The sequence below is a fragment of the Caldithrix sp. genome, from assembly GCF_056497305.1.
Genome location: NZ_JBSMDE010000056.1, coordinates 1 through 11836 on the forward strand (window position 1 = coordinate 1; position 11836 = coordinate 11836).

The 11836-nt window shown below is 43.7% G+C and carries 10 protein-coding genes; 4 read left to right on the forward strand and 6 right to left on the reverse strand.

Annotated elements, in window-relative coordinates; translation table 11 throughout:
• Nucleotides 1-233 precede the first annotated feature (233 nt).
• Complete coding sequence (gene pdxA / locus ACWB0I_RS04465) at nucleotides 234-1229, reverse strand: 4-hydroxythreonine-4-phosphate dehydrogenase PdxA (protein ID WP_479386835.1); 996 nt, start codon at nucleotides 1227-1229, stop codon at nucleotides 234-236.
• A gap of 65 nt (nucleotides 1230-1294) precedes the next feature.
• On the opposite strand from pdxA, the gene ACWB0I_RS04470 reads away from it, so the two are divergent.
• A complete protein-coding gene (locus ACWB0I_RS04470) occupies nucleotides 1295-1924 on the forward strand; it encodes a methyltransferase family protein (RefSeq protein ID WP_479386836.1) in 630 nt (209 codons plus the stop codon).
• Here the strand turns inward: ACWB0I_RS04470 and ACWB0I_RS04475 are convergent.
• Nucleotides 1914-2387 carry a UPF0158 family protein gene (locus ACWB0I_RS04475; RefSeq protein WP_479386837.1) on the reverse strand — a complete coding sequence of 158 codons (474 nt, stop codon included), beginning with the start codon at nucleotides 2385-2387 and terminating at the stop codon, nucleotides 1914-1916. The genes ACWB0I_RS04470 and ACWB0I_RS04475 overlap by 11 nt on opposite strands.
• A 186-nt stretch (nucleotides 2388-2573) precedes the next feature.
• Here ACWB0I_RS04475 and ACWB0I_RS04480 point away from each other — a divergent pair, with 186 nt between their 5' ends.
• From ACWB0I_RS04480 to ACWB0I_RS04490, 3 genes are all read left to right on the forward strand, one after another.
• The gene (locus ACWB0I_RS04480) at nucleotides 2574-5606 is read left to right on the forward strand and encodes a golvesin C-terminal-like domain-containing protein (RefSeq protein ID WP_479386838.1); all 3033 of its coding nucleotides are present in this window, start codon (nucleotides 2574-2576) and stop codon (nucleotides 5604-5606) included.
• A 568-nt stretch (nucleotides 5607-6174) separates the two neighbouring features.
• Nucleotides 6175-7680 carry a glycosyltransferase family 39 protein gene (locus tag ACWB0I_RS04485; protein ID WP_479386839.1) on the forward strand — a complete coding sequence of 502 codons (1506 nt, stop codon included), beginning with the start codon at nucleotides 6175-6177 and terminating at the stop codon, nucleotides 7678-7680.
• A complete protein-coding gene (locus ACWB0I_RS04490) occupies nucleotides 7664-8080 on the forward strand; it encodes a GtrA family protein (protein WP_479386840.1) in 417 nt (138 codons plus the stop codon). Before ACWB0I_RS04485 ends, ACWB0I_RS04490 begins: the two co-directional genes overlap by 17 nt.
• Here ACWB0I_RS04490 and ACWB0I_RS04495 read toward each other — a convergent pair.
• Genes ACWB0I_RS04495 through ACWB0I_RS04510 form a run of 4 tightly spaced genes read right to left on the reverse strand, consistent with a single transcriptional unit; the run spans nucleotide 8077 to nucleotide 11836 of the window.
• Nucleotides 8077-9402: an NAD(P)-binding domain-containing protein gene (locus ACWB0I_RS04495; protein ID WP_479386841.1), complete on the reverse strand. Its 1326-nt coding sequence runs from the start codon at nucleotides 9400-9402 to the stop codon at nucleotides 8077-8079. The two genes, ACWB0I_RS04490 and ACWB0I_RS04495, sit on opposite strands and share 4 nt — an antisense overlap.
• A 12-nt stretch (nucleotides 9403-9414) precedes the next feature.
• Nucleotides 9415-11031, reverse strand: coding sequence for a hypothetical protein (locus ACWB0I_RS04500; protein WP_479386842.1), 1617 nt, complete (start codon nucleotides 11029-11031; stop codon nucleotides 9415-9417).
• A gap of 2 nt (nucleotides 11032-11033) precedes the next feature.
• On the reverse strand, nucleotides 11034-11510 hold the full coding sequence (locus tag ACWB0I_RS04505) for a hypothetical protein (protein ID WP_479386843.1): 477 nt from the start codon (nucleotides 11508-11510) through the stop codon (nucleotides 11034-11036).
• Complete coding sequence (locus ACWB0I_RS04510) at nucleotides 11510-11836, reverse strand: hypothetical protein (RefSeq protein ID WP_479386844.1); 327 nt, start codon at nucleotides 11834-11836, stop codon at nucleotides 11510-11512. Before ACWB0I_RS04510 ends, ACWB0I_RS04505 begins: the two co-directional genes overlap by 1 nt.

Below are 11836 nucleotides of genomic sequence, written 5' to 3' on the forward strand. Positions count from 1 at the left end.
TAAAGGGAAGGGGGAGCAAATTGTGCCGCTTTGCTGAGTCCTAGCCTTACATGTCAATAAATTTTATTTTTTTCTAAATCTTTGTGCTCTTTGCGGTTGATGTTGGTTGCGGCTCCGCTGCCTTGGATTATTGCAAGAAAAAACTACATTATGTAGTATGAACGAACAGCAAAAAAATAGTTCCATCGCCATTATTAATCATGAGCTATTCAGAAACAAAGAAATTTTTATCTTTAGCTCCAGCTATAGAGGGCCGCTGCCTTAATAGCCTCCACCATGCTGGTCTCATTGGCGATGCCCCTACCCGCAATTTCAAAGGCTGTACCATGATCCACAGAGGTACGTAAAAAAGGCAGGCCCAGGGTTAAACTGATGGTACGAAAAAAATCGAGCGTTTTAGCTGCAATATGTCCCTGATCATGATACAAAGAAAGGACGGCATCGTACCGCCCGCGGGAGGTCAGGTGAAATACAGAGTCTGCCGGGATTGGCCCCGTAACTCTGATGTCTTCCATGCGCGCTTGCTCAATGGCCGGCGTGATGATATCGATCTCCTCGGTACCAAACAAGCCCTCTTCTCCGGCATGGGGATTTAAAGCAGCCACCGCAAGGTGAGGGTGTTCAAAACCCATTTGCTTTAGATATTGATGACACTGGCGAATTGTGGTCAATAATTTTTTCTGATCCAGAGCATTGACAATTTCTTTGAAAGGGATGTGTCTTGAGTAAAAAAAGATGCGCAAGTTTCCTGTCATAAAAAGCGTCATGGTATTGGAACTATCGGTAAAATTGGTAAAAATAGCGGTATGGTCTAAGAAAGGAACCTGGGTGGCCTTCAACGAAAGTTTATTAATAGGAGCCGTGGCCACGGCACAAATCTTTTTCTCCAGAGCCTGATCAATGGCAGCCGTGATGGCTTTAAAGGCCATCTGACCACCCGCTGAAGAAATTTCTCCGGGCGCAGGTAACGGATCCACCTGCGGTGTATTGAAAACCAGAATGTCGCCATCAAACAGATGCTCAGGAATTTTGTCCAGGTTAGACACAGTGATCAGACTGGCTTGCAAACCTAACAAATGCAGATAATTTTTCAAGATAATGTAAGGACCAAACACAACAGGGGTACACAATTCATGGATTTCGGGATGATTTAACAGGGCTTTCAAAACAATTTCGGGCCCAATTCCCGCAGGATCACCGAGGGTTATACCCACTCTTTTCTTTGCCATGGAATGTACCAGTCTCTTTTTTCGTTTTTATAAAGTACAATGTTTCATTCAAAAAAGCAATGGAAATGTACAGCGATTCTAAATTAGCCCAGATTGGCGTTATCATAATCTCTTTTCTGATTTACTCCATTCTCCATAGTTTCTTTGCCGCTAAAGGAACTAAACAGTGGTTTCTGCGACACCTACCCTGGTTTGCCCCATTTTACAGAATAACTTACACAATAGCGCAAAGTATTCTCTTGTTACTGTTATTTGTTTATCTGCCACGACCTTCGGGGCTGGTATGGAAAATGCAGGGAACGCTCTACTGGGTCTTTCGCTTTATGCAGGCTCTCGGTTCGCTGGGCTTCATCTGGGCGTTAAGCTCGTTCGATTTAAAGGCCTTTCTTGGCCTCGCTCAACTCAAAAATCAAGGGGCCTCTATTTCAGCATTAGCGCGGATAGATAGTGAATCGTTCCATACCCAGGGCGCTTTTAAATTCATGCGCCATCCGCTTTATTTTTTTACAATAATCATTTTCCTCTTTGAACCGCATATGACGCTCTTTAAATTTCTCCTGCTCACCTGGTTAGTGCTCTATTTCCGTTTGGGATCAAGTTTAGAAGAAAGAAAGATGGTGGAAACATTTGGTACGCATTATAAACATTATCAAAAAACGGTGAATCGTTTTTTACCAACAATTTTCAGGTCTTAATTACGATATCGTTTTCTTTTAACCATTCAATAGCTTTTAACACAAAAAATTCATCCCTGAAGTTCAAAAATTTTTTAAAATATTTGGGCGCACTCTTCAATATAGAATGGAATTCGGCGTAGCCATTTTTACCTTGAATGGCTTTTACTAATTTATTTTTCAGGTAATCGGGAAAAGAGGTGGTATTAACAAAGCTGTTCATTAGTTCAAACACACACTGGGAAAAGTTGTCGGGAATATACTTTAATGCGCTCTCTTTACGGATAATATCTCTGGCCAGGCCCTCTATATTCAGGCGTTCTGGTTCAAAAACCGATTTAAACATGGCATTTAAAGCGGAAGTGTCGGTAGGGATGTAAATAATCTCCCCTGTTTCACAGTCGAGGAAACACTCCATGCGCAAATCTGCTCCGCGATGTAACACAAAGGCCAATTCATCAATATTGATGGGTAACTCCAACATGAAAGAACATTTCTGTCATATTAATCCTACTTTTCTTCAAAAAAAAAATTGTTTTTAATTTGATTAAATAATACAATACGGATTAAACAGAATGATTAAAAAACGAACTAATGATTAAATGATTTAAACAGAATATAAAGAAAATTTTATTTAATGCAACAAAAATTTAATCAATCGGAGGTCAGAATGAAATATCTGCTGCTTACTTTCCTCTCAATATTCTTGTTGTTTTCCTGTCAGCCCAAATTAATCAAAAAGCGGCCCATCTATGATTACACAGGTTTAAGTAAAAATGAGATAAGAGTACACAAAAAAGTGGAGGAATTCCTTTTTTATGCCAGCAAGAGCAGTCAGCCAATCAAAATTTTTCCTGGCACACGTATTGATAGCGTAAGAGTTGATGAACAAAACAAACAGATTGCTATCTATTTTAACAAAGCGTTTTCCTACGTCCCTTTCAGGGAGACGAATGTTCGGCAAGTTTACGAATCAATTAGACACAGGTTGGGCCGCAAGTTCAAAAAATACCAATTAACTATCCTGAGCCTGCAAGTCCCCATCGAAGAACTGGTGCCCAATTTCTGCAGAAAACAAGTCTTTCCTCCGGACAAGCAAAGGCTGCCCAGAGCGGTTACACGACCTGTACCTATCGTCCGGCCTGAACACCCCTGGAAAATCGATCGGGGCCTGGCTGGCAGAAATATTGTCTTGTGGAATAGTCACGGCTGGTATTTTAACAATAGAGTCGGGCGTTGGGAATGGCAACGCCCTCGCCTGTTTGAAACCGTCGAAGACCTGCTTCCCACTTCATTTGTTCTCCCTTATCTGATTCCCATGTTGGAAAATGCTGGAGCCCGCGTTTTTTTACCCAGAGAACGTGACATTCAGGTTCATGAAGTCATTGTGGATAATGATTCAACCGGACCAGCAGGCAGACACTATTCTGAAACCTCAAAAGACAACCGCCATTTCTTTAAAAAAGGTGAGGAAGCTGGTTTTGCCGTAGGCCACGTCCCTTATCAATCTGGAGTAAATCCGTTTTTACAGGGCAGCTACCGCTATGTTTTAAGCGACACGGTTGCCTCCGCTTTCGTTCAATGGGCGCCGATCATTCCACAAGCCGGTTCATACGCCGTCTATATCTCTTACCATAGCGACTCCAATGCCGTAACCGATGCCGATTACACGGTTTACCATGCAGGAGGACGAACCAGTTTTAAAGTCAACCAGACCATTGGCGGTGGCACCTGGATTTATTTAGGCACTTTTCAGTTCAAAAAAGGTCTGCATCCCGATTCGGGAAGCGTGGTCTTAACCAATCTCAGCCAGCAAGCCGGTAAACAGGTAACGGCCGATGCCGTTCGTTTTGGCGGTGGGATGGGCAATATCGCCAGAGAGGGCACAACCAGCGGACGGCCCCGTTTCCAAGAAGGCGCCCGCTACTATCTGCAATATGCGGGCATGCCAGATACGCTTGTTTACAATTTACATGCCGACTCCAACGATTACAAAGATGATTACATGTGTCGGGCCGAGTACGCTAATTATCTCTACGGACGACCATTTGGCCCCAATCGCGACCGCCAGGCAAAAGGCCTGGGTATCCCCATCGATCTTACTGTGGCGTTCCACACCGACGCCGGAATTACAAACAACGACAGCACCATCGGTACGCTTTCTATTTACAGCATTCTGGATGCCGATTCCCAACGCACATTTCCTGACAGCGTTTCACGCCTGGCCAATCGCGACTTTGCCGATATTTTGCAGACACAGATTGTACAGGACATCCGCGCTCAATTTGATTCTACCTGGCAAAGAAGGGCCTTACTCGAGGCGCAATACAGCGAGAGCTTCCGGCCCAATGTGCCCGGCGCTTTACTTGAACTGCTTTCCCACCAGAACTTTCGGGACATGCAATTGGGGCTTGATCCGCGCTTCCGATTTGCCGTCAGTCGTTCCATTTACAAAGCCATGCTCAAGTTCATTAATTCTGAGCACCAGGAACCGTTTGTTGTGCAACCTTTACCCGTAACGCATTTTAAGGCCCAATTTGACACCTCCGGCAATGTGATTCTGAGCTGGAAACCGCAACCGGATGCCCTGGAGCCCAGCGCGAGACCGGAGGCCTACATCGTTTACACGCGCATCGATAGTAACGGATTTGACAATGGTTTTCTGGTTCAAGATACCGTGGCGACAGTTCACAACATTGAACCCGGTAAAATTTACAGTTTTAAAGTTTGCGCTTTAAATTCCGGTGGCCAGAGCTTCCCCTCCGAAGTCCTGGCGGTTTATCGATCAAAACTCCCAGCTCCAACCGTCCTGATCGTTAACGGCTTTGACCGGATTTGCGGCCCCAGCTATTTTAAGTTGGACAGCATTGGCGGATTTTTAGGCTGGCTGGATAATGGCGTGCCCGACCGCTTTAGTCTTGATTTCACCGGCTACCAACACAATTTCCTTTTAAATGCGCCCTTTATGACCAATGATGCTCCTGGTTTTGGAGCCAGTTTTGCTGATTTTGAAACCAAAATCATACCGGGCAATACATTCGATTTCGTTTATGAACATGGTAAATCGATTAAAACGGCCGGATTCAATTTTGTTTCTTGCAGTGACGAGGCTCTGATGGAAGGTCTGGTGCGGGCTACGGACTATCCGGTAATGGATTTGATTTTAGGCGAAGAAAAGCATACGCCCTGGCCATTTACGCAAAACAAAATTTATCATGATTCGACTTTTGCCGCCTTTCCAGGCAAGCTGCAAAAAGTTATTCAAGCCTATTTAACAGCCGGAAAGGGCTTATTGATTTCAGGCGCTTATGTGGGCAGCGATCTTTTTAATCACAAGACCAGTAAGCCACACAACATATTGTTTGCCAGAAAGTGGTTACGCATGCAAAGCGCGGTTGATCATGCCTGCCGCACTGGAAAGGTCACCAGGGCTCTGCGTGATTCTATTTTTAACCTGCCCGTCTTTCGTTTTAATACCCGTTACCACCCGCGCATCTACCAGGTCGAATCAGCCGATGCTCTTTACCCCATGTCCGATTCCTGGACCTGTTTACGCTATGCCGAAAATGGTTTCAGCGCCGGAATCGCCTTTAAAGGATTTTTCAGAGTCCTTACTTTGGGCTTCCCTTTTGAAAGCATCATCGATCAGAAAATTAGAGATCAGTTCATGCAGCAGGCCTTAAAATTTCTGAGCAAACCTTAGCATCTTTCTCAGCTCATTGTCTTTTTTTTAGACGGATTGAAGCATCAGGTTTCAATCCGTCTTTTGATTATTTTAAGGCAGCAGAGCCGCAACCAAAAAACTTCTTTAAAAAATGACAGGCCGATGCCCCGGAACCCTTTAACTCTTACACTCTTAACTCTTCTCCTCCAACAGCAGAAGTCATTTCACGAATTAGCCCTCACCCCCTCGATCCCCTTCTCCCAGAATAAAAATCTGGGAGAGGGTGAAGACTTGAATGTTAAATTTCCCCAAATGTGTTAGAGATTTCCTATCATGTAAAATTCACGATCAATGGGAATTTGGTCTGTCAGCCCGATGCTCATTCAACCAATGAACAATTCAACAATTCAACAATTCAACAGTTTTGCTTCTTCACACAGCACAAAAATTTTCGCATCCCGCTTTAGCGGGATAGATCTTTTAAGGGTAGTATTTAAACATCCTCACAGTCCATTAACCTTTCGTCGAAATCGGATCATTAATATTTGCAAGAAAATCAGTAGAATCGTAAACTTAGTTTTTTTAATAAATTCAGAAACGGATGTACATGAACGTGCTTGTGCAAACAAAATCGCCAGTTAAAATGGCTATGAATCTCATTGTGGGCTTAACGCTCTTTCGTCTGATCTATCTTTTGTTCCTGCCTATTACTCCGCAGGAAGCTTATTACTGGTATTACATTCAATACCCGGCGCTCTCTTATTTTGATCATCCACCCATGGCCGCTTATTCCATCGGGCTGGGAACCCTGCTTTTTGGCAATACCGTCTTCGGAGTGAAATTCCTGGCTGTGATCTGGTTCCTGGGCATCAATTATTTGTTACTCAAAAGTACGCTTGTCATCGCTCAGCTGAAGGGCCTGCCGCAGCAAGAAACAGAAAAAACCGGCTTATTGACCATTCTACTTTTTAATTTAACCATCTTCGCTCACCTTTATGCCATTCTCATTGTACCGGATACCCCGCTGCTCTTTTTCTGGATGCTGACTCTCTTTTTATTTTTAAAATTTTACCAGACCCAACAGCCACGCTGGTGGTATGGGATAGGAATCGCCCTGGGCTTGGGTTTACTCAGCAAATACACAATGATTGCTCTGTTGCCTGGCCTGTTTGCTTTTCTGCTCTTTGATGCAAAATTACGACGCTGGCTGTTCAGGCCCCATCCCTACCTGATGCTGGCCATCATGCTGGCCGTATTTTCACCGGTGATTTTCTGGAATGCGCAGCACGATTGGGCTTCGTTCGCCTTTCAGTTCAGCAATCGGGCAGCCAAACTAAAGCCTTTCACCAGCAAATACGTGGTTCAGCTCTTTTTCAGCCAATTGTTCTTATTGACCCCACTGGGAATGGGTGTGTTGTTCCAATTTCTCAGGCGCCAATTTCAAACGCGCTTTAGCGACCGCTTGTTGAACCTGCTTTTCTGGAGTGGTTTTTTTATCATTGGCGGATTCATCTATGTCAGCCTTCGTTCGTTGGTTAAAATGAACTGGCTACTGCCCGGTTATCTGGGCTGGATTGTGGGCGCCACTCTGGTTCTAAAACCCACGGCTTTTACAACGTTCCGCTGGATGAAAGCTGGTTTCTATTTCTCTGTTTTTTTGTTGATTTTAGCCCATTCCATTCAACTGGTGCCCAATATGCCTTTAGGCGAGGGCAACACCTGGAGTGGATGGTCGGATGCTGCAAATAAAATTTACAATCTGCAGAAAAAGCTGGGCGGGCGCAAACAGATTTTTATTTTTTCTAATGGTTACAAGAGCGCCGCTTTGCTTAAATTCTACCTGCCCGATCATCAGGACACTTACGCCGAAAACATTTACAATCGTCCGGCTTTGCAGTTTGACATCTGGGGCACCCCCGATTCGCTGGCAGGTAAAGACGCCTTGTACGTTATTGACGACCGCAAAGAATACAAGGACGATCTGAAATATGTGCGCCAATATTTTGATTCTGTTCAACTGCTCGAAAAATTTGAATACAAATTTTTAGATCGTTTTCACACTCGCACCATCTATTGCTATCTGGCAAGGAATTACCATGGTTCAGCAGACTAAAGAACGCGCCATTCGCATGATCAAATTTGGAATGATTGGCACCTCTGGTTTGATTGTTAACAATTTGTTTTTGTGGATTTTTCACGGTCAAATGCATCTGGCGCTGGAACTGGCTTCTCCTCTGGCCATTGCTATCGCCATTTTTAACAATTTTACCTGGAACGATCTGTTCACCTGGGGAAAGGATCGCCACCAACGGCATTTTTCCTACTTTCATCGTCTGATTCGTTACTACACCTCGGCGGCGCTGGGCGGAGTGATTAATTATGTAACCCTCTTAATCCTGACCAAAGTAGTGGGCTGGCCTTACATTTTAAGTAATTTAATGGGCATCGGGCTGGGGATGATCTCCAACTTTTTACTAAGTGAGTTTTGGGTATTTAAAAAAAAGAAAAACTAACCGGCCAGGGCTTTTTGATCCGTTTCACCAACACCAAATTGCACACCGATTTTTTTTAGCAAGGCAAACGGCGGCTCGCCTCCGGCAAAGATAAACACGTAATCATTCGCTATATCCACTTCCCCGTCTTCTGTATTTAAGACAACCGAATTTTCTTTAATCTCTTTAACGGTAGAATTGTAAATAACCTGCACTTTATTGGCGTCTATTAATTGTTCAATGCGCTGAGCATTGCGTTTTTTGATACGGAAAAATTTATGTTTTCTGTAAGAAATGGTTATGGTGTTGCCCTTTTGATGCGCCAGTCCGATGGCAGCCTCTACGGCACTATCTCCTCCTCCGACAATCAAAATTTTTTCATGCTGGTACGATTCGGCATCAATCAATCGGTACATTACCTTGCCCTGCTCTTCACCAGGTACATTTAATTTGCGGGGCGTTCCTCTCCTGCCCAGGGCCAGTACCACGGTACGCGCTTTAAAATCTTCTGCGTTGGTGATTACATTCAAATACCCATTTTGGCGCTCCACATTTTCCAGCTTCAGTCCGGTTTTAATATTTAATTGAAACCTATTCCGTGCCGTTTCCCAGATTTCAAGCAACTCTTCTTTTGTGTATTCCGGTTTTTCAAGCACGCCATACAGAGGAATTTCCACCGGCCGCGTCATGACTAATTTTTTGCGCGGATAGTGCAATATGGTTCCCCCGGCCCCCTGGCGATCTATCACCAGATACCTCAACTTGTGTTTTACAGCGGTCAGGGCTGCCGAAAGTCCTGCCGGGCCTGCTCCAACAATCAGCACATCCAGAATACCCTGGTCTTCATTTTCTTTAATTAAAGAACTGGCAATATGCTCCACTGCCTTGTTGCCCTGTTGAATGGCATTACGAATTAAAGCCAGGCCGCCTAATTCGCCTACAATATACAATCCGGGGATGTTTGTTTGATAGTGTTCGTCTGTAAAAGGAATATCATCTCTTTTCGAAATATCCCCCAGACCCACTTCAATAGCCCCCACCGGACAGGCCTCAGCGCACATTCCGTGGCCCACACATTTTAATCCATTAATAATGGTCGCCTTGCCCATTACAATGCCCAGTACACCGCCCTCCGGGCAGGCATCCACACAGGAACCGCAGCCAATGCATTCCAACTGATTGATTTGCGGAAACTGAGCGATGGGTTGATCGGCGCCCAGTTTTTGTGCTTCCGCTTTAAGCGCTTTATCCCGGTTTAATTTCCTCCGGAACTGAATAAAATATGGGACGAAAATGATCAAAACTACAACGAAAGTGATAATCCAGATTATCATATTTTCCATTTTACTATCCTCTTAAAATCGATACCCAAGCTCAAATAAGATTCGATGCCCCTGTACATCGCTTCCCCAATTGTATTCATAGGTCGCATTGAGATAAAAACGCGCAGGTAATTCCACCTGACCCAACAGGCGCATCCATTGGTTCAATTTATTATCTTTTAAATTTTTAAGCTGGTAATAATAATTCCCATAGGAGATGGTTACAGAATGCCCACCCCAAAAATATCTTGAAAACGTTACATTGGGATTAAAACCCGTAGCAAAAATATTGTCAAAACCAGAAAATCTAAAACTCAGTCGATTGTATTTACTGAAAAAATTGCGTCGGGCAACATTTACTCCCCCGCTGTAAGAGAAATTAACATCGGTTGATTTTTCTCTAATTCCTAAATTTATAGAAATTTGATAATCTTTTAAAGCATTAAAATAAAAGTTCGCCCGCAAACCTTGGCGAAAGGCAGCATCAAACAGACTGTCGGCCAGACTTCTCAATTCATAGGTATAGTAATTTTTCCGATTATCATAACTCAAAGATGCGCTGATGGTGGACGTAATGTGATAGTTTGTATTCAAATAGAGCCCACTCAAACTAACGCTCTGGCCGGTGCGTTTTTTGCGCCAGCCTCGGTTTACATCCAATTCCATATTCTGATAAAAACTCCATTTTCTTCCGTGATAATAGGACATCTGCACATACACAAACTCCCGGCTTACCACACCCGCATGGTATTCGCCTACAGCGGCCAGCGTGGCGTTCATTTTATGCCCGCCAAATTTTCCCCGATCAAACTGCAGATAGCCTCCGTATTTTTGGATTTCTGTCTGAAAATTCGATGTTCGCCAATCGGGTTGAGTACCGGCAAACAAACCAAAATACAATGATTTTCTCAATTTAAAATTGGCCAGAGCGCCATCAATGTAACCTACACCACTAAAAGCACTCGAGATGACACGACCCAATTTATAGGTTAAAAAGGCATCCGGCGCATCGTATTCAAAGGTAAATTCATACAAGCGGTTTTGCCATTCATTTTTAGGTACATTATCGCTAAAACTTTTGTCTCTTACATTATAACGCGAGCGAAACCTTAACTCAAAATTGTAATGTCGGCGCCATAGATTCTTGATTCTCAGGCGAAAACGCATGGTTGGTTGTCGAAAATTGAGCCGGCGTGAGCCCAGGTCTTTAAAATAATAATACTGAGCTGAAACGTAGCCATCAATCCTTGTTTTTAACGATGGTATCCCTGACGGCGATTTTTTGTAAGGTTTCGTTTTCCTGGCGCTCAACAGTGAATCCGATTTTTGTTTTTTTTCGGAAACTTTCACCGCCTTTTTTTCTTTGACTAATTTAGCAACATCTCCCACCTTAATTGCCTGTTTTTTTTCAAGAATAGAGGCCGATGCGCTATAGCGCGAAACAAAGGCAACTTTAATGCGCCCGATGTTTTCCGCCCCTCTAAAAACGATTAATTCATCGCCTACTTCCAGGCCGTCTTTCTCGCCTCCCTGCAAATAGACATGACTGGCAGAAATGTATTTGATCTTAAACGTTTTTATTTCTATTTGCTGCCCTTTTATCAGGCTAAATAACAATAATAAAATGAACAGCATTTTAAAACGGGTCATGTTTAGTCCCCTCCTTTTCCACCTTTATGACATTCGTAACAGGCGTTACTATCGTATCGATAGCCCGACACTTCATGATGCTTACCGTCGGTTGCTGCGCGATTATGTTGATGACAATTTAAAAAACATGAAAAGGTTAAATAATTACCAGAATCATAGTGACAGGTTGTACAGCTCTCCCACTCGCCCGCATGCGCACCTGAAAATATGGGGAAATATTGACTATCGTGTTTTTTAAATGAAGCGGGCTTCCAGGCGAACAACGAATGACAATCTTCACACACAAGGCCAAAGCCCAGAGCAGTATGTACAGGATTGGTCGCGGCTTTATATTCGCTTAGATGACAATCCGTACAATTGGATGACAATCTTCTCCACTCGCCTTCTATTTCACCGCGATGGCAGGTCCTGCAATCCAGATTGGCATGCTTTCCAAGGAGCTGAAAGGAAGTATGGCTGTGAGCACGATAGGGATCCATTACAATCCAGCTTTGCGTTGTATGGCATCGTTCACACTCAGGGTACAACCGATCCTGGTGTACATCGCATGGCAGGAATTACAACGGGATTGAATGTCAGAAAAATTTTCCAGAGAATGACAGGAGGCGCAGGCAAGTTTTTGATGCTCCCCGCTTAATTCAAAGTTGGTTGTTTTGTGATCGAATACCATGTCATGCCAGTTTTGTGTTACATGGCAACGTTCGCATGGTAACTTAAGTACTTTATGGGGCATTTCCTGGCCGCTGGCCCAGTGCATTGTAAATAATAAAAAAATAACAATAAAAATTTTTAACTTACAACTCAT